Genomic DNA, 23,067 nt, shown 5'->3' with positions numbered 1-23,067 from the left:
CGCTATTCCTTATTCTTATTCAGGAGTTCTAAGGCTTTTTCTATATCAATGACAATTATTTTTCCATTTTGGAATATAGCTTCATTTATTACTCCTGAGTTTTTAATTTTGCTAGCCTTTGCACGTGAGCAGCCTAATATTTTAGCTAATCCTTTTATACCATACTCGTATTTTTTCTTTGAAAGGAGAGTTAAGAATTGACTCTGAAATTCGTCCATAAGTTCAGATTTTAATTCTTGTAAGGTAAGTTTAAATAAAGGTGTATTGGGATCTAAATTATTCATAATGTTTTTGAAATAGAGTTATAGCCTTTTCAGCATCAACTATTATTTTGCGTCCATTCTGAATAATAGCTTTATCTAATATTCCAGAATTTTTAATATTTTGAGCGTGTGATTTAGAACATCCCAATATGGAAGCAAGACCTTTTAAACCATACACATATTTCTTTTCTAAAGACAAATCTTTAGAAAAAGAACTTTCTTCAAAAGGTTCAGTTTTTTCTGTATCAGATGATAAAAAAGCTAATATGTTTACTATTTTTGATTGTATTTCAATAAGTTGTTCTCTTACTGATTGTTCTGTATTATGTATTATTTCCATAGAGATACTATTTTTTGTTGAATATATATTCAGCTAATATTTGGCAGTTCTCTTTGTCAAGGTGCTGAATAAAATCAATCCATCCTAATTCATTATTTTTGTATTGATTACGGGCTCTCTGTGCTCTATCAATAAGATGAGCTACCATTGTATTAGGAATTTTACCTGAATAAATTTCACTAACAAGGTCTATATTCTTGTTGTACAAGAATCTTACGACTTTTAATAGTATTTGTGCTTCTAAATTCATCATACAATTGATTTTTAGATAATTTTGTTTTTAATCTAACTTTAATTAGTTAGCTCTTTGTCTGTAGTAATGACTTTTTCAGAGCTATAGTCGAAGAAGATTTGTTCTTCTGTGAAACCTTGTTCTTTGTAAAATATAACAGCTTCCCAAAGAGTCAAATTGCGACTGTTTCTGCGTGCCAATCCTAATACTGACTGTTGTTGATTCCCCAACCTTTTAGCCAACTCAATGCTAAAATTATTGTCTTTTAAAATTTTTTCGATGATAATTTTACTTACTTTCATTTTTATTTTATACATTTGCCTATTATTTAGTAATTGCATTTTAAATCTAAATGGATTTATAATTTGGCTGCAAATATATAGATTAAAAACTAAATATAAAAAATATTTTAGATAAAAAACTAAAAAATATCTTTGTTATGATAGAGAGAATTTTAAAATTTATTGATTATAAGGGTATTAGCAAATTATCTTTTTATAGAGAAGTTGGGCTTTCTAATGGATTCTTGGATAAAAATAAAAGCGTGGGAACTGATAATTTAGTTAAAATATTAAAATCTTATCCTGAAATAGAACCTTTGTGGTTGTTATTAGGAGAAGGAGAAATGCTAAAAAAAGGTACTGTGGTCATTGATAATTCTAATGTCAAATCAAAAAATAGCTTTGTTGGTAATAATATCACTGGTGGAAACGTAACTATTTCTATTTCGAATGAAGATGTTTCCAAAATAATAGAACAACATAAGGAACTCACCGAACGACTTAAAACAAGTCAAGAACAAATGAGTACATTGTTGGAAATTTTAAAAAATACTCAAAAATGAACTTAAAATATCATTCTCAATTTCTATTAGATAAGGAAAAAGACAAACCTGATGCTCGTACTCGCTATCGTATAAAGTGGGAAGGTAATATTGTTGCCTTTAATTTGGGCTATCGCATAGAGGTAGAAAAATGGAGTAATGAAACGCAACGCTGCAAAGCTAATACTACTCACGGGAAGAAGAAAATTCCCGCTAGTGTTATCAATAGAAAGCTACAACTATTTGAACAAGCCTGCGAAGATACAATTAAATACTTTGAGGTTCAGAAAATAGTACCTACTAAAGAACAATTTCAATCTGTTTTTAATTCTAATATTGGTAGGGAGAAGAAAGTAGTATTAGAAAAATCATTCTTTCAATATTATGATGATTTTATAGCTGAAGAGGGAGCTTTTAATCAATGGACAGTTGCTACTAAAAAGAAACTTCACGTTATAAAAAATCATTTATTTAACTTTGACCCTGAACTTACTTTTGAAAAATTCACTGAAGAGAAATTAGTGGAATATCTTAATTATTTACAAGAAGAATTGAAGCAAAAAAATTCTTCTGTTTTAAAAAATATATCTTTTGTAAAATGGTTTTTACGTTGGAGTAATAAGAAAGGATATAATACAAATATTTTCTTTGAAAACTTCAAACCTAAGTTAAAGACTACACAAAAGAAAATTATTTTCTTGACTCCTTCAGAATTTAAACAATTTAGAGAGTTTGAAATTCCAAAAGAAAATAGTTATCTTGAAAAAGTACGTGATGTATTCTTATTTCAATGTTTTACTGGGCTACGGTATTCGGATGTGGAAAACTTGAAAAGGAGTGATGTAAAAGATAAATTCATAGAAATAACTACTGTGAAAACTAATGATAGTTTGATAATAGAATTGAATGAACATAGTAAAAAAATACTAGATAAATACAAAGACTACCAAGATAAAAAAGAACGAGCTTTACCTGTTATCACAAATCAAAGAATGAATGACTACTTAAAAGAATTAGCTCAATTAGCAGGTATTGATGAACCTATTCGAGAGACTTATTACATAGGAAGCAAACGCTTTGATGAGGTAATTCCTAAGTATGCATTATTGAGTACTCACGCAGGAAGACGTACATTTATTTGTAATGCTCTCTCTTTAGGTATACCTCCTCAAGTAGTTATGAAATGGACAGGACATAGTGATTACAAAACAATGAAACCTTATATTGATGTAGCTGATGAAACAAAAGCTAATGCTATGGCAAAGTTCAATCTATTATAAGGTTCATTTGTCCCTACTACTAAAATCAGGGACTAAAAGCGGTGTTCTCTATTAGTCTTTATTAGTTTTTGTTGGTGTTTTATTTTATATAAACTGTTTAAAATCAATATCTTTGTACTTTTCTGTTATTTATTGGTACTTAATGTGATTCTCTCCGACTCCACTAAATAGGCAATAGGTAACACGTAACAATTAGAAGTTGATAGGTTATTGGTTGCCTTTTTCTATTTTTAACCATTTACTAATTTGCTAATTATACCGTGTGGATCGTAATTCGTGAAAATATCAAAATAGCACTCGATAGCATCCGTGGGCAACTCTTGCGCACCATCCTTACCGTGCTCATTATTGCCATCGGTATTACTGCATTGGTGGGTATCCTCAGTGTGATTACCGCTTTGCGCAATACCCTCGAAGGTAATTTCTCTTCTATGGGAGCAAACACGTTTTCTATAACTCGCTATCAGTATAGTCAGCGCGCTGAAGGTAGCGGAACTACCCAAAAACCTCATCCTTATATCACTTATCAAGAAGCAACTACTTTCAAAGAACAGTTCAATAATCCGTTTGCCAAAACAAGCATTTCTATAAATGTTGCCTCAGCAGCCGAAGTGAAGTACGAAAACAAAAAAACTGACCCGCTCGCAGTAGTGGTAGGAGTTGATGAGTACTATATCGGCAATTCAGGTTTAGAAGTAGACGAAGGACGCAATTTTAGTGATTTTGAGATCCAAAACAACAGCAAAGTATGTGTCATAGGTCCCGATTTTAAGAAAACCCTCCTCAAAGATGTAAATCCTATCGGAAAAACTATTTCTATACGAGGTTATAAATTCAAAATAATAGGGGTACTCAAAGAACAGAGTTCTTCTTTTGGCAACTACGAAAATTTTCAAGTGTTCATTCCCTTAAATATTGCACGTGCCGCTTTTCCTGTAGATAATCCTAATTTCCAATTAAAAATAAGCGCCCAAAGTAAAGATCAGCTTGACGGATTGGTAGACGATGCTACCATCGTGATGCGCAATCTTCGTCAGTTAGCACCTTTGCAAGAGAATAATTTTGGTATAGAGCGCAGTGACGACCTTTTGCAGCGCATAGGTAATATCACAGGTACACTCACCATTGCAGGTTTTGTAATTGGGCTTATCACTATATTAGGTTCTTCCATAGCCTTGCTGAATATTATGCTCGTTTCAGTAACCGAACGCACTAAGGAAATAGGCATTCGCAAAGCTTTAGGAGCAAAACGCAAATCAATAACTTTACAATTTTTTACTGAAACGCTACTTATCGCACAAATGGGAGCAGTAACGGGTATTGTGTTGGGTATTAGTTTAGGATTTGTGATAGCCAAAGCCGTAAAATTCCACTTTACTATTCCGTGGGGTGTGATAGCAATAGCTATTGTCATTGCAATAGTAGTATCTGTAATTTCAGGCTTGTACCCCGCGATGAAAGCTTCAAAATTAAACCCTGTCGAAGCATTGAGGTATGAATAACTAACCCCTTACACCTATGTTTAACAACCTCCATATAGAAAACGAACCCGTAAATATCCCGTTACCCTACGGCATTACCCTCACTATCAAGCGTGAGGATAAGAACCACCCTTTTGTGTCGGGTAACAAGCTTCGCAAACTCAAGTATAACATTGCCAAAGCTCAAGAGGAAGGCAAAGATACCCTCCTCACCTTTGGAGGGGCTTATTCTAATCATATCGCTGCTACAGCTGCTGCGGGGCAAATTGTAGGTTTGAAAACTATAGGTGTGATTCGTGGTGATGAATTAGCTTCTAAAATAGATGTTAACCCAACGTTAAAGTTTGCTAAATCTTGCGGAATGGATTTTTGCTTTGTCAGCCGTGAGAATTATCGCCAAAAGCATACGCCCGAATTCTTACAAAATCTCCAAAAACGCTATGGTAACAATATTTATATAGCCCCCGAAGGGGGTACTAATACGCTGGCTGTGAGGGGTTGTGAAGAAATCCTTACCCCTGAAGATAGCGTTTTTGATGTGATATGCTGTGCAGTAGGTACCGGAGGTACTATATCAGGACTTGTTAATTCAAGCGCTAATCACCAGAAAGTCATAGGTTTTCCTGCACTTAAAGGCGAGTTTCTCACTGATGTAATCAAGCAATATACTACCAAAACAAACTGGGAATTGATACACGATTATAACTTCGGTGGTTATGCCAAAGTGAACGACGAATTAGTGGATTTTTTAAATGATTTTAACAGTCAAACAAAAATTTTATTAGACCCTATATATGTAGGTAAAATGATTTTTGCTATCTTTGCCCTCTCAAAGCAAGGGTATTTTCCGCCCAATACCCGCATATTGGCCATCCACACAGGTGGTTTACAAGGAATTAAGGGCTTTAACAACGAACGAATTAAAAAACATAAAAGTATATTGAATTATGATGAAAAGATTTAGTTTACTATTACTATTTCTCTTTATAATATCATCTTGCTCTGAACAGCATTATAGGAATGGGAAAAATTCTCACTCCGTGATCTATCGTGGGCAACGACCTACACCACGTATGGACGTCAAAAAACCTACCCATTCAGAGCTCGCTCAAAGGAATAAAGCCTTGATGGATTCAAAACTCAATCGCAAGGATTTTATGGAAGACGATTTCCACGAAGTACCTCCTGCTCTCCAAGTGACAGAAGCGGTAACTCAAAAGTATATTGGAGATTACAAAGATATTGCTATGGTCGAAATGCAGCGCTATAACATTCCTGCAAGTATCACATTGGCACAAGGTATCTTAGAAAGTGGCTCTGGGCAAGGTCGCTTGGCACGCTATGGCAATAACCATTTCGGTATCAAATGCCACGCTACTTGGAACGGCAAAACAATTACCCACGACGACGATGAGAAAAGCGAGTGCTTCCGCCGTTATAAATACGCTTACGAATCTTTTGAAGACCACTCTCAATTCTTAGTAAAACGCGGTAGATATAGCTCCTTGTTCGAGTTAGACCCTACCGATTACGAATCGTGGGCGCACGGACTCAAAAAAGCAGGCTACGCTACCGATCCTGCCTATGCTAAAAAACTGATTGCCCTTATCAAGAAATTTAACCTGCATCTGTACGACAATCAAGTGATTGCAATGAAAGGAACAGAACTCAAAATGCCTAATACCGATGTCATTGCTACACCTACACCTAAAATTGCAGCAAAAGAAACTACTCAACCAGCTGTTAAAGAAATAGCTAAACCAACAGTCAAAGAAACACCTAAGCCGGTAGTTAAAGAAACGCCTAAAGTCATAGCTAAAGCTGAAACAACTAAAGTGCCTGCTGCTAAATCTGCTTCAGCAACAGCTAAAGAAAGTCCTATCAAAAAAGATGCAATTGCACAAGTGTTTTATCAAGTGCAAACAGGCGATACTTTATATAAAATAGCACGCGAACAACAAGTGCCAGTACAACAACTGATGAAACTCAACAATTTTGATGATGTAGCTAGTAGCAATCTGAAAGTAGGACAACAAATCCGTGTAAACTAATGACTTTTGCCGAATTGAAAGCGCATATTCACAATAGTTTACAATCTTTGTATCCTAAGAGTGAAATCAATTCTTTTTATTTTATCTTGTTAGAACATTATGGTAATTATACTACAGCCGAGGTATTAGCCAATGTTAGTACTCAGCTCACTGATAATATAACAAAAGCGATACAACAAGCGATTACAGAATTACAAACAGCTAAACCCATACAATACATTTTGGGCGAAACTGAGTTCTTCTCTAATCGTTTTTTTGTAGATGAGAATGTCCTCATACCCCGACCCGAAACCGAAGAATTAGTGGACTGGGTATTGCAAACCTATCCTGATAAAACCCATCTATTACAAATTTTAGATGTAGGTACGGGCAGTGGTTGTATTGCTATTTCATTGGCAAAAGCCTTGCCTGAGGCACAGGTAACTGCTATAGATGTTTCGCCTAAAGCCATAGCAGTGGCACAGCGCAATGCCGAGCGCAACGGAATAAAAGTTCAGTTTTTACAACGAGATATTTTGCAAACCGAAACCTTGCCCGAGAAGTACGATATAATCATTTCTAATCCCCCGTATGTGCGTGAGTTAGAAAAAAATGAAATGCATAGCAATGTGCTCAACTATGAACCTCATTTAGCTCTTTTTGTCCCCGATGATCGTCCACTGTTGTTCTATGAGCAAATAGCTACTCTTGCTCAGCAATATCTGAAGCCTAAAGGCAGACTGTTTTTTGAGATTAATCAGTATTTAGCAGCCGAAATGCAAGTGATGTTAGCACAGAAAAACTTTACTGAAATTACCCTTCGTCAAGACCTTTCTGGTAATGATCGTATGCTTTGCGCTCGCACCTTTACCAAAGTTAAGTAATATCAGTTCAATATAACAGAAAATTGATTTACAGCAATATAATACAATATATTCACAAAAAAATCACCATTAGATAAAAATTCGTGAAATTACTTGCCTTGAACTCACGTTAAATAAACTCCGATAACTCTGAGAATACTGAGACCTCCAAGATCTCTGATACTCAGAGAACTCCCATCCCATAGAACTCAATACTCTTACTGTTCAAAATTTGGTATTTCAAAAAAAAGTATTACCTTTGCCGAAAATTACTAAGTGGGTCTTGTAGTTCAACGGATAGAATAGAAGTTTCCTAAACTTTTGATCCAAGTTCGATTCTTGGCAGGACCACTTGTTTTAATCAGTAAAGATTATGAAAGATTTAAACGTATACATCGAAGAGTTGCTCTACAAACACCAATGCGTGATTATCCCTAAGTTTGGAGCATTCATCTCTAATAGAAAATCAGCCAAAATGGCTGATGATAAGACTTTTGACCCCCCTAAACGCGAGCTGAGTTTCAATGCAAGCCTCAATTCTAACGACGGATTGCTGATGAAATATGTCTCTGAACAATCAGGTATTGACTATAAACTCGTTGAAGACTATGTAAATCTCGCTGTTGAAGGTTGGAAACGCATCTTACAGCAAGAACAACCTTTGGTGTTAGACAGAATCGGTACTTTGCGCCAAACTCGTGAAGGCCGTGTATCTTTTGAACCAGCTAACGAAGTAAACTACCTTACCGATTCTTTCGGTATGGGACCTTTTGTGCCTCACGAAGTCCCTACTGCCGACCTCCAAATTGCTGAAAATCAAATTAAACCTACAATCGATCCTGAGTCAATTCTCCCTCCTGAAGAGAAATCTCTCGCCGCTATTGAAAGCCCTATTTCACAACCAGCACCTCCTGTAGAGCCTATTTCTCAACCCGAAGTAGAAAATATAGTCCCTCCTAAGCCTACTGTAAATAAAAAGAAATTCAAACTGCGCCCTTATATCAAATATACAGCAGTAGCAATGTTAGGATTGGCAATATTGGCCTATGGTGCCTATGCTTTGTTTAGTGAAAAACTCGCTAATGGCAGCTCCGATGAACAACAATATGTGGTAACCGATAGTTTGGTGCAAGAACGTTTAAACCAGCAACTTAGTGAAGCAGCGGTATTTACTCCACCTATCACTATGCCCGTAATCAACCTTACCCCAGAAAAAGGTAAGGCAAAACCTGAATCTAAACCTAAAACGGTCACTGAATCACCTAAACCTACAAGAACAGAACCTACACCAACCTCAAAACCTACACAAACCACCACAGGTACTAAACCTACGCAAACCACCACAGGTACTAAACCTACGCAAACTACAGCAGGTACCAAACCTGCTAACACGAACACTCCAAGTGCACCTAACCGACCTTCACCTTTGGCTAACAAAAAATACCAAGTGATTGCAGGAGCTTTTAGTTCCGAGAAAAACGCTCAGGCTCGTGTACAGCAACTTAGAAAAATAGGATACCCTAATGCTTTCGTCTTAGGTGTAAACGCCAAAGGTCTATACCAAGTGAGCTATGGTGGTTTCGACTCTGTCGATGAAGCAAGACTACAACAACGCGAAGTACAAGCATCTAAACAAGAGAAAAAACTTGACGGCGGATGGATACTCACTCAACCCTAAAAAAATGATACCATATAAGAAAACCCCTTCTGATTCACGTACTATACTCACCGACCTCGTACTACCTGGCGAAACCAATCACCTGAACGCTATGTTCGGGGGCGAGCTCCTCGCTCGTATGGATAGAGCCGCAAGTATAGCCTCTCAGCGCCACTCAGGTCGTGCTACGGTTACCGTATCAGTAAACCACGTCGCTTTCACCCATAGCATACGCGTCGGGAGTATCGTAACTGTTGAAGCAGCTATCTCACGCGCATTCTCCTCTTCTATGGAAGTGTATATAGATGTGTGGATGGAAAATACCTATGGCGAACGCACTAAAGCTACCGAGGCGATCTACTCGTTTGTCGCGGTCGACGAAAATGGTCGCCCCGTAAAAGTACCCGAATTAGAACCCGAAACCGAGCTTGAAAAAGAACGTTTCAAAGGCGCTTTGCAACGTCGCCAACTCAGCCTCGTAATCGCTGGTAAATTGAGCCCTCACGATGCTACCGAGCTCAAAGCCCTATTCATCGAGTTAGAAAATAGTTGATGTAATAGCAAGAACCGCCACTGTAAAAAGGCGGTTTTTTCTCTTAAAAACAAATAAAAATGACCTTATCAGAAGAAAACCACTTGAAAGCTATCTTTCACCTCTATGCCGAAACTAAACAGGCTGTGAGTACCAATGCTATTGCCGAAGTGATGAACACCAAAGCTTCATCAGTAACTGATATGCTCAAAAAATTAGCCGAAAAACAACTTATCAACTATGTCAAATATCAAGGTGTTACACTCTCCAAAAAAGGCTATCAAAGAGCTGTTAGCATCATTCGCAAACACCGCTTGTGGGAAGTGTTTTTAGTAGAAAAACTTAATTTCTCGTGGGACGAAGTACACGAAATAGCCGAAGAACTCGAACATATACAATCCGATAAACTCATCGAACGCCTCGACGCTTTCTTAGGATTCCCTAAAAAAGACCCTCACGGCGACCCTATCCCTAATAAAGAAGGTGTCTTCTCTACCACCGTCCAAACCCTTCTCAGCGAACTCAAACAAGGTGATAAAGGGGTCTGTGCCGCCGTAAAAAATACCTCTAAAGAGTTTTTGGTGTATCTCAACAAAATGAACATCGCTTTGGGTGATGAAATAGAAGTACTCAGCAAAGAACCTTTTGACGACTCTATGTTCCTGCTGGTAAATGATAAACATATCAACCTCTCTGCAATGGTTTGCAGAAATATATATGTCAATGGAAATACTAAAGAAAAATGAATAAGAAAAAACTAACCCTCATTATAGCCCTTATTGCTGTAATAATAGCTGGCGCTTACTGCACCTATAATTATTTTAGCAAACTCCGCTTTGAAGAAATAACCATAGAACGTAGCGAAGAAAATTGCGACGACGATTGCTTCTCTGTGAGCTTGAATTATTTGCATTGTAAAGGCAATAGCGAGTTCGCCCAAAATTTCAATAAAGAAATTGAAATGCAAATCTCTAATTTCCTCCTTTCCAACGAAGATACGCTCCAAGTAGAAGGCATCAGTGTCGAAAAAGCCTTGGATAGTTTGAGCAACGATTACTACAAACTCCACGGCCATTTCCCCGAGCTCCCAGCTTTCGAGTTCATCGTTACCGATAGCATTATGTGGAAAAATACCAAAATGCTCTCTTTGGTATCTAATCGTTATGCCTCTACAGGTGAAGCTCAACCTACACAAACAAAAGTATTTACTAACTTTACCCTCGATGATGGCGAGGTAATTACAAACGAAAATCTCTTTACCGATGAACAAAAAGTAACTCAAATTGCCGAACGTTACTTCAAAAAAGCAAAAGAAACCGCTACAATTACTCCTTTAAACGATAAAAAATTCGATTTTGAAGATGGAGTATTTTCCCTTCCTAACAAAATGGGAATCGCTACCGATGCCCTCATTTTGTACTACGACCCTTTTGAAATCGCTCCTTATGTAGATGTGCCTTTTGAAGTAAAAGTACCCATCAAAGAGATTATGCCTTATCTTACTTTTGCCGATGATAAATAATAATATGAAAGAACAATTAACAACACTTCATAATGCTCTCCTCCAAAAAAACGAAGTAGAAGGTCTCGCTTTCTTAGCTCAACAATTCCCCAATGAAATTGTCTTTTCTACCAGTTTTGGATTAGAAGATCAAGCAGTTACTCACCTTATTTTGGCAAACCAAATCCCTATCAGTATCTTTACTTTGGATACAGGGCGCTTGTTCAACGAAACTTACTCCGTTTGGGAAAGTACCAATGAACGTTATCACACTTACATTCAACCTTATTACCCTAAAGCAAACGATATAGAAGAATACGTACATAAAAACGGACCGCTCTCTTTCTACCGCTCTGTCGAACTCCGCAAAGAGTGCTGCCATATCCGTAAGGTAGAACCTCTCAGTCGCGCGCTCAAAGGTAAAAAAGTGTGGGTTACAGGCTTGCGTGCCGACCAAAGTACAGCCCGCAAAGATCTCCCAATACTCGAGTGGGACGATACCTATCACCTATTTAAGTATAATCCTATTCTCCATTGGACTTTTGAGGATACAAAAGCTTTCATCAAAGCGCATAATATCCCCTACAACGTGTTGCACGACAAAGGTTTTGTAAGTATCGGATGTGCCCCTTGTACCCGCGCTATCAAAGAAGGTGAAGATTTCCGCGCTGGCCGCTGGTGGTGGGAAAGTAACAGCAAAAAAGAATGCGGACTCCACGAACACGAATAAATCAACAAATAGGCAAATTGATAATATGACTTTTTTCAAAACCCTCTTAGCTACAATCCTCGGATTCTTTATCTCTATGGGAATATGCCTCCTCCTATTCCTCATCTTCATCTCTATGATGATAGGTTCAGTAGTAGGAAGTTCCTCTGGTGATGAAATAACCGTAAAGGATAATTCAGTATTGGAACTTGCTTTCAACGAGCCACTTACCGACTATAGTGAGCGCATTAGCTTCAAAGATTTCGATTATACCTCTCAGTCTTACAACGGATTGAACACTACTCTAAAAGCTATTCAAAAAGCCAAAAACGATAAACGTATCAAAGGTATTTACCTCAAAAGTACGGGCAACATCGGGGGGTTAGCGTTCGCTCAAGAACTCCGTAAAGCCTTAATCGATTTCAAATCTTCTGGTAAATTCGTCTTAGCCTATAACGACGAAGTTTCTCAACTTGATTACTACCTTCAAAGTGTCGCCGATAAAATTTATATAAGTCAGCTCGGAAGCGTTGCTCTCCGCGGTCTCTCTTCCGAAGTGCTCTTCTTCAAAGGTTTGCAAGAAAAAACAGGAATCCAAATGGAAGTAATTCGCCACGGTAAATACAAAAGCGCTGTCGAACCTTTCTTAGATAATAAAATGAGCGACAACAACCGCTTGCAAATCACACAACTGCTCAATGCAATGTGGAGTGTTATCGCTGCCGATATCGCCCAAAGCCGCAATATCTCTGTTGATAAACTCAACGAAATCGCTACAAATGTAGGCGGACGTACTGCCCAGCTCGCTAAAAACAACGGACTCGTAGACGATATCCTCTTCCGAGATGAGTTCGAGAAAATTATATGCGATAAAACAGGTAGCAAAAGTATTGACAAAGTAGATTTTATCAATATAGAAGACTATGCCGAAGCTGTGATAGGTAAAACCTCAAGCCATAAAGCTAAAGATAAAATCGCTGTGATTTACGCCGATGGTGAAATTATGCAAGGCGAGGGGCGTGCCGAAGTAGTGGGCAACGAAACCATTATCCGTGCTTTGCGCAAAGCCGCCGATAAAAAAGAAGTAAAAGCAATTGTTCTCCGTATCAATTCCCCCGGTGGTGATGCCTTAGCTTCAGAGCTGATGCATCGCGAAATAGAAATCACTAAAAAGAAGAAGAAGGTATATGTGTCTATGGGAAATTACGCCGCTTCAGGTGGATATTATATAGCTTGCAATGCCAATCGCATCTTTGCTGAAGCAGGTACCATTACAGGTTCTATCGGGGTATTTGGAGTGATTCCTAATGTAAATGCTTTAGCGACTAATTGGGGTATAACTGCCGAAACGGTGAGCACTCACCCTAATGCTCAATGGTATAGCCCTTATCAAAAGCCTACTGAACAATTCAGAAAAGAAATGACTGAATCTATCGAACAGGTATATACTGTATTTTTAGACCGTGTAGCCAAAGGACGTGGAAAAACAGTAGCTCAAATAGACTCTATCGCACAAGGCAGGGTGTGGAGCGGTAAAGAAGCCCTTGCTAATGGTTTGGTAGACGAACTCGGCTCTCTTAACGATGCCATCGCCTATGCCGCTAAAGATAACGGACTCAAAGAATATCGCACTGTTTCTTATCCTGTATTCGAGATGGATTTCAAAACAATGTTTCGTCAGTTTGGCGCTCAGTTGAGAGGTGAAAATTTGCGTAACGAAATGGGAGTAGAAGCTTATGAAGTATATCAACAAGTGAAACATATCGCTCAACAACGCGGCATACAAGCCCGTTTAGAATACGATGTGAAACTGAAATAGTTACAAATTTTAACACAAAATTAACATTTTTAAACTTGCCTATCTCATTTTTATTACCTACATTTGTACAGAAAAACATTAAAACCTATCTATTATGAAACGTGCAATGTTTGAATACACAAAAATGATTTTATCAAAGGTAAGTTTTGATCCAAACTTATTCTACAAAGAACTTAACAAAGCAATAGATAGACTATTGCCCTACGAAGTAGAAGAACTAAAAGTTTGGCTTGATGCCTATACTAAAAATAAGCCCGAACTTTCACACTGCAAGGTGCTTATGGATAAATAATAATAAAGCTGCCTACGTAAGTAGGTAGCTTTTTCTTACTTCTTATCTAAAAATGAACATCACTAGTACTCAAAACCCCCTAATAAAAAAAATCGCTCTTTTGAGTGAAAAATCACGCGAACGCAAAAAACAAAGTTTATGTGTAGTAGAAGGCGCACGCGAAATACGTTTGACTTTACAAGGTAACTATACCCTTGAAACGCTCTTGTATCAACCTGATATCTTCAGTGAAAGGCAACTCACCGAATTGCTCGGTTATACTACCCAAAAACTCACGCCTATTGCTATCAGCAAAGAAGTGTATGAGAAAATTAGCTATCGCAGTTCTACTGAGGGGGTGATTGCTTTAGTACAAGTTAAAAAGCACGGCTTAGGTACTTTGGTATTCAAAAATGAAAAACCCTTGCTATTAGTAGCCGAAGCTCCCGAAAAACCGGGGAATATAGGGGCGCTCCTCCGTACTGCCGATGCTGCCCATATAGATGCTGTGATTATCGCCAACCCTAAAACCGACCTCTACAATCCCAATATCATCCGTTCGAGTGTGGGCTGTGTGTTTACGGTGCCTATCGCCACGGGCACTACTGCCGAGGTTATTGATTTTCTGAAAGCTAAAAACATCAATAGTTATTGTGCGGCTCTCACGGCATCTAAGCCTTACTACGAAGTGTCGTTTAGCGAAGCCTCAGCCATAGTAGTAGGCACAGAAGACCAAGGACTCACCGATGAATGGCTCACCCATAGCACCCAGAACATCATCATCCCAATGGAAGGGGTAATCGACTCTATGAATGTATCGGTAGCGGCTGCTGTACTCATCTTTGAGGCAAAACGCCAAAGAGTAATGACAAACAACGAATAACGAATATGAAACAGCTCACTTTTATACTGCTCTTATTGATTATTCAATGGGCTAATGCACAAGAAGGTAAAGAAATAGCTCCTGACCAAATCAAGGCTATTACGTATGCTTCAAAATCATCTCCATCTTTCTATATACAGAAAGATAAAAATACTTTTTTAGAAGTGAAGTTCAAGGGTAAAAATAAGAGGGAGGTCTCTTCTGATGAATTTAGCACTTATGTTCCTAAATTCTTCTGTTACAGTGATGATAAACCCCTGACGCCAAGTGAAATTTTAAAAGAAGAACAAGGTATTATCTACACCAAAGAGATACGCGAGACTCGTCCTGCTGATTTTATAGGTAAATCGTTTAGGTTAAAAAAGAGTATTTATAAAGCCCCTACTTTACTGAAAATTGTAAGTCCTTTTTTGGCTGTCACTCACGAACTTTTATTTGAGAAAAAGCCAAAAGAGGAATATTCTCGTAAGGAATACTATTCTTTTTTCCCGCTGGACTTAGGAGGAGGTAAACATATATATATGTTATTGAATAAGTGGGGGGATGAAATTACGATTGTACCCTTAAAGCACAAAATAGTATTGTTATGCGATGTTCCTAAAGGCTATAGCAAACTTTCTTCTTTTCTAAAAAAAGAACCAGACTACAATACACTTTTTGATGATTATACCCCCGAAAACTTTATGACTCATCGGCGGACAAAAGAAGGATATGAACTGGTCGATATTTTGAATCGGAAAGTATTGCCTAATGTTTATGATACGATTTATCAGACCCGCTCAATGCTCATTACTCAAAAAGGAGAAGAGGTGATTTTGTATCAGAACGATTTACGCCCTAAAATACTAAAAGGAGGTAAGGTGGCTCATCTTTTGGCTAATAGGAGTGATGAGTTTGAATTGCTTACTGACAAAGGAGGGGTTTATTATTCTAATGAAGGAAAGCCTTTGAAAGAACTCCCGTCATTTCATTATTGGTTATGTGGCACTATTAGTTGGGAAGTATATACCCTTAAAAAAGATAGTTTAGAAGTTACTAAGCCTCATTATATGCTTTATGAATTAAGTGGTCCTGCAGCGAGTTCCTATGTTAAAAAGCGTTTTTATTTAATTGATAGAGCTCCAGAAGAAAAGTTGAGTTTTATAAATGGTAATAGTGGAGTAGATTGGAATTCTAATAAGGATTATGTAGGGGATAACTATCCTCACCCAGAAATAGTGAGAGTAGAGCGCAATGGTAAATACGGCTTGTTTGAATATGATATCGATTTTGATATGAAAAGTTCTTATAAAGAAGAAGATTCAGATGTTTCTTCTTCAAAAAAGGTTCGCAAATATGCCGATAGCTACCTTATAGGTAAAGAACTATTGCCTATTGCCTACGACCATATACAACAACAAGATAACGGACTTATTTATTTCTATCTAAATGGTAAAATAGGTATCTATCCTCAGCAGAAAACAGCTACTTATAGTGCTATAGAACCCGAAACTCATTCTTTCTACCGCATTATCAAGGACGGCAAAAAAGGCTATCTCGACATAAAGACCTTTAAAGAATACTTTTTTGAATGACGAGTTATAAATATGAAACATTTGCTAACAATCCTTTTTCTATTCTTTTGTAGTTTATCAGTGGAAGCACAATATACCTTGCCTTCTTCTCAGATAGATGTTATAGCCTATGATTCTAAGGGGTACTTCTATTTCTATCAGCAAAAAGAAGAAGATATGCTTTTGAGAATGCAGCTAAATGAAGATAGAGAAAAAATTCAAGAAGAGAGTTGGTTGTCAAAACTCAGTTGGCACTCCACTGATAATCCCATTCTCTTTGATGAGCTCCAAAAGAAAGGGTTAAAGTTGATTTATATAAAAGATATTCGCCCTACTCAATTCAAGGATTTTATTAAAAAAGATTTTACTTTTTTTGGGCAACTACGCGAATATACCACTACTCCTAAAGTGAAATTTTTTAGTGAAAACTTAGGGGCTATACAACTCTTTTCTCGTAAAACTATTGAAGGAAAAGAATACTTTTTCCCCGATAGGCATTATTTTTCTATCCCTTTAGTGCTAAATTTTAGTGACGAAAAAAAAGCTTATATGCTATATAATCACGCTATTATCATTCCCTTAAAAGATGAAAATAGATTTATTACCGATTGGTTTAAAGGGGCTAATGTTCCATTAGAACCTACCTCACCTATTAAAGTTTCGTATTACGCAAATTTTAATAACTTCCATTCTAAAGGGATGTTTATTTCTTACAAACGCAACAACGGTTATGAGCTCATCAATAAGTTGGGGACTAAGTTGCTATCTCAAACTTATGATACACTCTATTTCAATGATTATGCTATTGTAGGAAAGAAAGCCAATGAGTTCAGTGTGTATAATCTGTTATTGGAAAAACAACCTATAAAAGGAATAAAAGCACTCTATTTGTACAATAGCTATGATTATGTAGAAATTCTCACCTCAAAAGGTGCTTATTATTATAGTCTTAGTGAAAAGAAGCCACTGAGAAGAGTAGATATGAAATTAGGAAATTGGTGTCCTGTAGGGAAACACGATGTTTCGGTTAGTATTGAAAAAGATACTACAGCGCCTCATCCCTATACATTACTGTTAGCATATCATATAGAAGGATTCCAAGATAAAAAATTCCCTCTTATAGACCGTACTGCCGACGAAGAACTTTCTCTGCTCAACTTAGGAGCTGAACTTCCTTTTATAAGAAAAGTAAAAACACCCTCAGGCTACTGTGTTGTAGTGAAGAAAAATGGAAAATACGGACTGATGAACTATCCATATCACGAAGATTCTCAACCTTTAGAGGCAAATGTACTACTTCCTATTACTTTTGACAAGATAGAAAAACGTGAAGATCAATTAGTATACATTTATAAAAATGGCAAAGTAGGTATCTATCCTGAGCAAGAAAAACCTTTATACGATACGATTCAACCTCTTACTAATTCTTTCTACCGCATTACTAAAAACGGTAAACAAGGCTATCTTGATATCCGCACCTTTAAAGAATACTTTTTTAACTATAAAAAATGAAATACAAAAAGCTGTCTAACAAGGAAGATATGTTAGACAGCTTTTTTTACCTGTTACTTATTATCTGTTACTTGTTACCTAAACAGAAACTCCATATTCTCTTAGAGCATCGTTTAGTGAAGTTTTCTTATCGGTTGAGGCTTTACGCTGCCCAATGATAAGGGCACAAGGCACTTGGTAATCACCTGCGGGGAAGCGTTTGGTGTAACTACCAGGAATCACTACTGAGCGTTCAGGTACATAGCCTTTCAGTTCTTTAGGTTCGCTACCCGTTACATCAATGATTTTAGTAGAGGCTGTAAGCACTACATTAGCACCAAGTACCGCTTCTTTGCCTATGTGCACTCCTTCTACCAAGATACAACGCGACCCGATGAAAGCCCCATCTTCTACTATCACGGGAGCTGCTTGCAAGGGTTCTAATACACCTCCTACACCTACGCCACCACTCAGGTGCACGTGTTTGCCTATCTGAGCGCAACTACCCACAGTAGCCCACGTATCTACCATTGTACCTTCATCTACATAAGCCCCTATATTCACATAGCTGGGCATCAGTATAGCGCCTTTGGCAATAAAAGCACCACGACGTGCTACAGCAGGTGGTACTACGCGCACTCCTTTCTCATCGTAGTTGTGTTTGAGCGGAATCTTATCGTGGAACTCAAAGATACCCACCTCTACGGGTTTCATATTTTGGATAGGGAAGTAAAGCACAACCGCTTTTTTTACCCATTCGTTTACTTTCCAGCCATCGGCAGTAGGCTCTGCCACTCGCAACTGACCTAAATCTAAGAGGTGAATCACCTCACGGATAGTCTGTTGTACAATTTCCTCACGAAGCAGAGAGCGATTTTCCCACGCTTCGTCTATCATTTGTTTTAAGTGTTCCATTTTATTATAATTGTTAACTGTTAATTGCTCTTATCGCTTTTTCAAGTGTTTCAATTTTCGCTAATGCATCAGCTTCTTTTTTGCGCTCGTTATCTACTACTTGAGCAGGCGCTGAATTTACAAACTTCTCATTAGAAAGTTTCTTGCGTACTGAGGCTAAAAAGCCTTGTGTATAGGTAAGTTCCTCTTGTAGTTTTTTAAGTTCCTCTTCTACATTCACTGCCCCTTCCATTGGGATAAAGTATTCATTAGCTTTTACGCGGAAAGACATTGCACCTTCTATGGCTGTACTCACTTCGGTAATAGCCTCAAGTCCGCCCATTTTGCTAAGTACCACATCAAAACGATTGCTCATTTGCTCTTTGTTTAATACCGAAAGGCTAAGCGGTGTTTTGAAAGGTATATTCTTCTCTTTGCGCACCGTGCGGATACCTGCTATCACTTCGGCAGCAAAATCAAATTCTGCCAATAGTTTTTCGTCGTACGGCTGTACAGTGGGGTAGGTAGCCACGATAAGGGCTTGTTCAGGGGTACGAGGCGCTAAACTTTGCCATATTTCCTCGGTAAGGAATGGCATAAAGGGGTGGAGGAGTTTTAGTAAATTCTCAAAAGCGGCTACCACGCCCTCATAAGTGTCTTTGTCCATCGGTTTGCCGTATTCGGGTTTTACCATTTCCAAAAGCCACGCACAGAAGTCGTCCCAAGCAAGTTTATAGATTGCCATTAGAGCATCGGAGATGCGATATTTCTCAAAATGGTCTTCTACTTCGGTGAGTACAGCGTTGAACTTCGCTTCAAACCATTGCAAAGCGAGCTTAGCAGCTGCAGGTTGTGCTACCGAGTTATCCACTTGCCATCCTTTTACCAATTGGAAAGCATTCCACAATTTGTTACCAAAACCTTTTCCTTGCTGACAAAGGGCTTCGTCAAATAGCAAGTCATTACCTGCTGCCGATGAGAGCAAGAGCCCCACGCGCACGCCATCAGCACCGTAGTCGGCGATGAGTTTGAGCGCATCGGGTGAGTTGCCTAAGGATTTAGACATCTTGCGGCGTTGCTTGTCGCGTACCAATCCGGTAAGATACACATTGCTAAACGGACGCTCGCCTTTGTATTCATAACCTGCTACTATCATTCGGGTTACCCAGAAGAAAAGGATATCAGGTCCTGTTACCAAATCGTTGGTAGGGTAATAATACTCAATTTCAGGATTATTAGGCTCTAAAATACCGTTGAAAACGCTCATTGGCCATAACCAAGACGAGAACCAAGTATCGAGAGCATCTTCATCTTGTCGCAAATCGGCTTCAGTAAGATGAGCATTACCGCTCTTTTCTTTAGCCAACACAAGGGCTTCTGCCTTAGTTTCGGCTACTACAAATTGGTCTTTGCCCTCGCCGTAGTAGTAAGCAGGAATTTGTTGTCCCCACCACAATTGGCGTGAGATATTCCAATCGCGTACGTTCTCTACCCAATGGCGATAAGTATTTTCAAACTTTTTAGGATATAGTTTGATACTTTCGTCTTCCAATACTGCCTTGATAGCGGGTTGGATAAGGGTGTCCATTTTGAGGAACCACTGGTCAGAAAGGCGAGGTTCAATCACGGCTTTGGTACGCTCGGATGTCCCCACTTTATTAGTATAAGTCTCTTTTTTAGCGAGTAAGTTTTTTTCTTCTAATTCGGCTACTATCTCCTTGCGCACTACAAATCGGTCTTTGCCAGCATAGTGCAAGCCGTAGTGATTAAGGGTTGCATCATCATTGAAAATATCAATTACTTCCAACTGATGTTTGTCGCCCAACACCTTGTCGTTAGGGTCGTGTGCAGGGGTTACTTTCAGGCAACCTGTACCAAATTCCATATCTACATACTCATCTTCGATAATCGGAATCACGCGGTTGCAGATAGGCACAATCGCTTTTTTGCCTTTCAGGTGTTGCCAACGCTCATCGTTAGGGTTGATGCAGATAGCCGTATCACCAAAAATCGTTTCGGGGCGTGTTGTAGCAATCACAAGGTACTCATTCGTCCCTTCAATTTGATATTTCAGATGATATAAAAATCCTTGTCGTTCTTCATAAATCACTTCCTCGTCAGAAAGGGTAGTTTTAGCCTCTGGATCCCAGTTCACCATACGGTGACCGCGGTATATCTGTCCTTTGTTGTACAAATCCACAAACACTTTGATAACTGAAGCCGAAAGCTCCTCGTCCATAGTGAATTTAGTACGCTCCCAGTCGCAAGAGCAACCCAATTTTTTGAGTTGTTCGAGAATCACCCCACCGTATTGGTGTGTCCATTCCCACGCGTGTACGAGGAACTCCTCGCGAGTGAGGTCGGATTTCTTTATACCTTGTTCTTTGAGTTTTGCCACCACTTTGGCTTCTGTTGCAATAGAAGCGTGGTCAGTACCCGGTACCCAGCAAGCGTTGAAGCCTTTAAGGCGTGCACGACGAATAAGTACATCTTGAATGGTGTTGTTGAGCATATGCCCCATATGGAGCACCCCTGTAACGTTAGGGGGCGGAATCACAATGGTATAGGGTGTACGTTCATCGGGGGTTGAGTGAAAATAGTTGTGGGCAAGCCAATAGGCATACCATTTTTCTTCTAATTCTGTAGGATTGTATTTTTTAGGTTCTTTTTCGTTCATTTGTTTGATAAAGTGTATATTTTATTCTATTATTTTAGTAACTTATTTTTATTGAGAAATTCTAAAAAACCTTTCAAAATTTCTTCATTTCGTTCAACAATATTGACTTCATCAAAATTAGAGAGTTTTGAAAGTTCTAAAAGCTCATAAATAGATGTAGCTTCTTGTACTTTATTATTTTTTCGTATTCCCTGATAATATAGTATCTTATCAGCGAAACGATAGTCAGAAGCTCTAATGTTGATACGTTGCTCCAAAAGTGACTTATTTCCTAAAAGATCTATATCTTGTTCAGAAGAAAGAGGTTCACTTTTCATTCTATTACGAGCATAAATATGTTCAATATCTAAACGGCAATCTATAGGAAGTAGTTCTTGTGCTTCGAAATGAAAAGCCCACCAAGTTATCATTGAACGTGTAATTTGTCTTTGATTAAGAAATTTAAAATTTTTAAAAATACTTACAAAGTTATTTTTATCAAATTTAAAATCCTCAAAAGTCACCTCTTTATCATTTATTATATTTACCATTTCACGATAAACTGGTGTGCGCAAGGCATTTACTCCAGGATTTGTGAGTGCATAGGCCCAAATAAAGGCTGTTATTTTTTCTAAGAAATTAAAGAATTGAGAATCATCTAGAGTTCTATTTTTTTCTTGATGATGCATAAAATAAACAGACACTATATAATACCACATCCCATTAGGAGCATAGTTTAAAACAAACAGACGCTTAAGTACTCTATCAGAAAAACGTTCTTTGTTTTGAGTGTTTACATCATACCAAAAGTAAAGCAATGCTTCCAAATTAGTCAATGTAGATTCATTTTTCAATTCTTTATAATACTCTTTTTCATAGAACTTTCTAAGAGCTTCAGTAGTTGAATTTGTATTTCCCTGTTTTGCTCGCAAATAATACATATAACGAGTAAACAATTCATCTAATGACGAACTACTATCGTTTGTTTTAAAAGTTTGTATGGATGTTTGCTCTAATTCTTTCCACTTTTCAATAAATGTGTCTTTTTCACCCTTTTTAGAGTAATATTTGTAGAACTCAGCTTTAAAAATATCAGCGTCAGAAAGTGGTTTCCCTCTGTCATTCAAGGTAGAAAATATTCTCAAAGCAGTATCTTGGTTTTCTGCTTCTATGGGCAACAAGATGCAGTTGTTTAATATTCGTATAGGTAAATAAGGGAAAAATGTAGGGTAACTTCCTAAAAAAGAAGTGATTTTTTTTTCAAAGAATCTATAGTTATCAGCATAACGACTTTTAAAATTGTCAGGAGCTGTTCCTTGTTTTAGAATTTGTAAGAATTCTTCTTTGTCTTCGTCTGTTGCTACTTCTGAATTTATTTTAAGAGCCTCTTTATTAGGTTCATCAAATTCATTAGTTTTCCAAATACACTGCTCAATCATCTTCCGCATAGTTTTGGTTTCTTTATCTTGCATAACTCCAGACCTTTCATAAAAAGCACGAAGTAATAACATCAAAGTTGTTAGACGTTGTTGTCCATCTATAATTTCTTGTTTGTTTATTTCATTTTTAAATGTCACGATAGGTCCAAGATAATATTCATCATCTTGTTTGAATTTAGTAGCATCATCTTCAGGAATAGCAAAAGAGAATATATCATCCCAAAGAGTTTGACATTCATTTTCTCCCCAAGCATAAGGACGTTGATAGTCTGGAATTAAAAAATCTGATTTTTTATCCGAAAAAAGTCCTTTTATTGTTTTTTGATCTATATTTAGTTTAGACATATTTT

23 protein-coding genes and 1 tRNA gene are annotated in these 23,067 nt (G+C 37.7%); 17 read left to right on the top strand and 7 right to left on the bottom strand.

Annotated elements, in window-relative coordinates:
* Positions 1 to 2: 2 nt before the first annotated feature.
* Genes CBG49_RS14520 through CBG49_RS14505 form a run of 4 tightly spaced genes read right to left on the bottom strand, consistent with a single transcriptional unit; the run spans position 3 to position 1,137 of the window.
* On the bottom strand, positions 3 to 284 hold the full coding sequence (locus CBG49_RS14520; RefSeq protein WP_088595047.1) for a DUF3853 family protein: 282 nt from the start codon (positions 282 to 284) through the stop codon (positions 3 to 5).
* Entirely contained in the window at positions 277 to 603 is a 327-nt protein-coding gene (locus tag CBG49_RS14515) for a DUF3853 family protein (RefSeq protein ID WP_088595046.1), read from the bottom strand. Before CBG49_RS14515 ends, CBG49_RS14520 begins: the two co-directional genes overlap by 8 nt.
* Before the next feature lie 7 nt (positions 604 to 610).
* On the bottom strand, positions 611 to 856 hold the full coding sequence (locus tag CBG49_RS14510) for a hypothetical protein (protein WP_227002909.1): 246 nt from the start codon (positions 854 to 856) through the stop codon (positions 611 to 613).
* 38 nt (positions 857 to 894) lie between these two features.
* On the bottom strand, positions 895 to 1,137 hold the full coding sequence (locus CBG49_RS14505) for a hypothetical protein (protein WP_088595347.1): 243 nt from the start codon (positions 1,135 to 1,137) through the stop codon (positions 895 to 897).
* A 137-nt stretch (positions 1,138 to 1,274) separates the two neighbouring features.
* Here CBG49_RS14505 and CBG49_RS14500 point away from each other — a divergent pair, with 137 nt between their 5' ends.
* From CBG49_RS14500 to CBG49_RS14420, 17 genes are all read left to right on the top strand, one after another.
* Positions 1,275 to 1,679 (top strand): transcriptional regulator, encoded by a 405-nt coding sequence (locus CBG49_RS14500; protein WP_088595044.1) that lies wholly within the window; start codon positions 1,275 to 1,277, stop codon positions 1,677 to 1,679.
* Positions 1,676 to 2,938: a site-specific integrase gene (locus tag CBG49_RS14495; protein ID WP_088595043.1), complete on the top strand. Its 1,263-nt coding sequence runs from the start codon at positions 1,676 to 1,678 to the stop codon at positions 2,936 to 2,938. The genes CBG49_RS14500 and CBG49_RS14495 overlap by 4 nt, the downstream gene beginning before the upstream one ends.
* Before the next feature lie 260 nt (positions 2,939 to 3,198).
* The gene (locus CBG49_RS14490; RefSeq protein WP_088595042.1) at positions 3,199 to 4,440 is read left to right on the top strand and encodes an ABC transporter permease; all 1,242 of its coding nucleotides are present in this window, start codon (positions 3,199 to 3,201) and stop codon (positions 4,438 to 4,440) included.
* Positions 4,441 to 4,456: 16 nt separating this feature from the next.
* Complete coding sequence (locus CBG49_RS14485; protein ID WP_088595041.1) at positions 4,457 to 5,383, top strand: 1-aminocyclopropane-1-carboxylate deaminase/D-cysteine desulfhydrase; 927 nt, start codon at positions 4,457 to 4,459, stop codon at positions 5,381 to 5,383.
* Entirely contained in the window at positions 5,367 to 6,470 is a 1,104-nt protein-coding gene (locus CBG49_RS14480; protein WP_088595040.1) for a glucosaminidase domain-containing protein, read from the top strand. Before CBG49_RS14485 ends, CBG49_RS14480 begins: the two co-directional genes overlap by 17 nt.
* The gene (gene prmC, locus CBG49_RS14475) at positions 6,470 to 7,333 is read left to right on the top strand and encodes a peptide chain release factor N(5)-glutamine methyltransferase (RefSeq protein WP_088595039.1); all 864 of its coding nucleotides are present in this window, start codon (positions 6,470 to 6,472) and stop codon (positions 7,331 to 7,333) included. The genes CBG49_RS14480 and prmC overlap by 1 nt, the downstream gene beginning before the upstream one ends.
* A 258-nt stretch (positions 7,334 to 7,591) precedes the next feature.
* A tRNA-Arg gene (locus tag CBG49_RS14470) sits at positions 7,592 to 7,663 on the top strand.
* A gap of 22 nt (positions 7,664 to 7,685) precedes the next feature.
* A complete protein-coding gene (locus CBG49_RS14465) occupies positions 7,686 to 8,990 on the top strand; it encodes an HU domain-containing protein (RefSeq protein ID WP_088595038.1) in 1,305 nt (434 codons plus the stop codon).
* Positions 8,991 to 8,994: 4 nt separating this feature from the next.
* A complete protein-coding gene (locus CBG49_RS14460) occupies positions 8,995 to 9,522 on the top strand; it encodes an acyl-CoA thioesterase (RefSeq protein ID WP_088595037.1) in 528 nt (175 codons plus the stop codon).
* 59 nt (positions 9,523 to 9,581) lie between these two features.
* Complete coding sequence (locus tag CBG49_RS14455; RefSeq protein WP_088595036.1) at positions 9,582 to 10,247, top strand: metal-dependent transcriptional regulator; 666 nt, start codon at positions 9,582 to 9,584, stop codon at positions 10,245 to 10,247.
* Positions 10,244 to 11,023, top strand: a complete 780-nt coding sequence (locus CBG49_RS14450; protein ID WP_009413764.1) for a DUF3298 and DUF4163 domain-containing protein — start codon at positions 10,244 to 10,246, stop codon at positions 11,021 to 11,023. The genes CBG49_RS14455 and CBG49_RS14450 overlap by 4 nt, the downstream gene beginning before the upstream one ends.
* A gap of 4 nt (positions 11,024 to 11,027) precedes the next feature.
* On the top strand, positions 11,028 to 11,732 hold the full coding sequence (locus tag CBG49_RS14445; RefSeq protein ID WP_088595346.1) for a phosphoadenylyl-sulfate reductase: 705 nt from the start codon (positions 11,028 to 11,030) through the stop codon (positions 11,730 to 11,732).
* A 25-nt stretch (positions 11,733 to 11,757) separates the two neighbouring features.
* Positions 11,758 to 13,530: a signal peptide peptidase SppA gene (gene sppA / locus CBG49_RS14440; protein WP_088595035.1), complete on the top strand. Its 1,773-nt coding sequence runs from the start codon at positions 11,758 to 11,760 to the stop codon at positions 13,528 to 13,530.
* Between the two features lie 94 nt (positions 13,531 to 13,624).
* The gene (locus tag CBG49_RS14435; protein ID WP_009413761.1) at positions 13,625 to 13,822 is read left to right on the top strand and encodes a hypothetical protein; all 198 of its coding nucleotides are present in this window, start codon (positions 13,625 to 13,627) and stop codon (positions 13,820 to 13,822) included.
* A gap of 52 nt (positions 13,823 to 13,874) precedes the next feature.
* Positions 13,875 to 14,684 carry a TrmH family RNA methyltransferase gene (locus tag CBG49_RS14430; protein WP_088595034.1) on the top strand — a complete coding sequence of 270 codons (810 nt, stop codon included), beginning with the start codon at positions 13,875 to 13,877 and terminating at the stop codon, positions 14,682 to 14,684.
* A 5-nt stretch (positions 14,685 to 14,689) separates the two neighbouring features.
* The gene (locus CBG49_RS14425; RefSeq protein ID WP_088595033.1) at positions 14,690 to 16,258 is read left to right on the top strand and encodes a hypothetical protein; all 1,569 of its coding nucleotides are present in this window, start codon (positions 14,690 to 14,692) and stop codon (positions 16,256 to 16,258) included.
* Between the two features lie 12 nt (positions 16,259 to 16,270).
* Positions 16,271 to 17,749: a hypothetical protein gene (locus tag CBG49_RS14420; RefSeq protein ID WP_157668408.1), complete on the top strand. Its 1,479-nt coding sequence runs from the start codon at positions 16,271 to 16,273 to the stop codon at positions 17,747 to 17,749.
* Positions 17,750 to 17,827: 78 nt separating this feature from the next.
* On the opposite strand, the gene CBG49_RS14415 is transcribed toward CBG49_RS14420, so the two are convergent.
* The 3 genes from CBG49_RS14415 to CBG49_RS14405 are packed head-to-tail and all read right to left on the bottom strand — an operon-like array spanning position 17,828 to position 23,062.
* A complete protein-coding gene (locus CBG49_RS14415; RefSeq protein WP_088595031.1) occupies positions 17,828 to 18,643 on the bottom strand; it encodes a 2,3,4,5-tetrahydropyridine-2,6-dicarboxylate N-succinyltransferase in 816 nt (271 codons plus the stop codon).
* A 13-nt stretch (positions 18,644 to 18,656) separates the two neighbouring features.
* The gene (locus CBG49_RS14410) at positions 18,657 to 21,299 is read right to left on the bottom strand and encodes a valine--tRNA ligase (RefSeq protein ID WP_088595030.1); all 2,643 of its coding nucleotides are present in this window, start codon (positions 21,297 to 21,299) and stop codon (positions 18,657 to 18,659) included.
* Between the two features lie 29 nt (positions 21,300 to 21,328).
* Positions 21,329 to 23,062, bottom strand: a complete 1,734-nt coding sequence (locus CBG49_RS14405; RefSeq protein WP_009413755.1) for a DUF262 domain-containing protein — start codon at positions 23,060 to 23,062, stop codon at positions 21,329 to 21,331.
* Between the last annotated feature and the right edge of the window lie 5 nt (positions 23,063 to 23,067).

It is taken from the genome of Capnocytophaga endodontalis, from assembly GCF_002209445.1.
Taxonomy (GTDB): Bacteria; Bacteroidota; Bacteroidia; order Flavobacteriales; family Flavobacteriaceae; genus Capnocytophaga; species Capnocytophaga periodontitidis.
Note: the sequence above shows the minus strand (reverse complement) of the source record. Positions and strands in the feature narration are given on the sequence as shown.

Bases quoted from the DNA above. Each gene is read 5' to 3' on its own strand.
- CBG49_RS14420 (WP_157668408.1), top strand. From the start codon at position 16,271: ATGAAACATTTGCTAACAATCCTTTTTCTATTCTTTTGTAGTTTATCA.
- CBG49_RS14510 (WP_227002909.1), bottom strand. From the start codon at position 856: ATGATGAATTTAGAAGCACAAATACTATTAAAAGTCGTAAGATTCTTG.
- CBG49_RS14425 (WP_088595033.1), top strand. From the start codon at position 14,690: ATGAAACAGCTCACTTTTATACTGCTCTTATTGATTATTCAATGGGCT.
- CBG49_RS14515 (WP_088595046.1), bottom strand. From the start codon at position 603: ATGGAAATAATACATAATACAGAACAATCAGTAAGAGAACAACTTATT.
- CBG49_RS14455 (WP_088595036.1), top strand. From the start codon at position 9,582: ATGACCTTATCAGAAGAAAACCACTTGAAAGCTATCTTTCACCTCTAT.
- CBG49_RS14495 (WP_088595043.1), top strand. From the start codon at position 1,676: ATGAACTTAAAATATCATTCTCAATTTCTATTAGATAAGGAAAAAGAC.
- CBG49_RS14445 (WP_088595346.1), top strand. From the start codon at position 11,028: ATGAAAGAACAATTAACAACACTTCATAATGCTCTCCTCCAAAAAAAC.
- CBG49_RS14465 (WP_088595038.1), top strand. From the start codon at position 7,686: ATGAAAGATTTAAACGTATACATCGAAGAGTTGCTCTACAAACACCAA.
- sppA (WP_088595035.1), top strand. From the start codon at position 11,758: ATGACTTTTTTCAAAACCCTCTTAGCTACAATCCTCGGATTCTTTATC.
- CBG49_RS14520 (WP_088595047.1), bottom strand. From the start codon at position 284: ATGAATAATTTAGATCCCAATACACCTTTATTTAAACTTACCTTACAA.
- CBG49_RS14460 (WP_088595037.1), top strand. From the start codon at position 8,995: ATGATACCATATAAGAAAACCCCTTCTGATTCACGTACTATACTCACC.
- CBG49_RS14505 (WP_088595347.1), bottom strand. From the start codon at position 1,137: ATGAAAGTAAGTAAAATTATCATCGAAAAAATTTTAAAAGACAATAAT.
- CBG49_RS14480 (WP_088595040.1), top strand. From the start codon at position 5,367: ATGATGAAAAGATTTAGTTTACTATTACTATTTCTCTTTATAATATCA.
- CBG49_RS14405 (WP_009413755.1), bottom strand. From the start codon at position 23,062: ATGTCTAAACTAAATATAGATCAAAAAACAATAAAAGGACTTTTTTCG.
- CBG49_RS14485 (WP_088595041.1), top strand. From the start codon at position 4,457: ATGTTTAACAACCTCCATATAGAAAACGAACCCGTAAATATCCCGTTA.
- CBG49_RS14410 (WP_088595030.1), bottom strand. From the start codon at position 21,299: ATGAACGAAAAAGAACCTAAAAAATACAATCCTACAGAATTAGAAGAA.
- CBG49_RS14430 (WP_088595034.1), top strand. From the start codon at position 13,875: ATGAACATCACTAGTACTCAAAACCCCCTAATAAAAAAAATCGCTCTT.
- CBG49_RS14500 (WP_088595044.1), top strand. From the start codon at position 1,275: ATGATAGAGAGAATTTTAAAATTTATTGATTATAAGGGTATTAGCAAA.
- prmC (WP_088595039.1), top strand. From the start codon at position 6,470: ATGACTTTTGCCGAATTGAAAGCGCATATTCACAATAGTTTACAATCT.
- CBG49_RS14450 (WP_009413764.1), top strand. From the start codon at position 10,244: ATGAATAAGAAAAAACTAACCCTCATTATAGCCCTTATTGCTGTAATA.
- CBG49_RS14435 (WP_009413761.1), top strand. From the start codon at position 13,625: ATGAAACGTGCAATGTTTGAATACACAAAAATGATTTTATCAAAGGTA.
- CBG49_RS14415 (WP_088595031.1), bottom strand. From the start codon at position 18,643: ATGGAACACTTAAAACAAATGATAGACGAAGCGTGGGAAAATCGCTCT.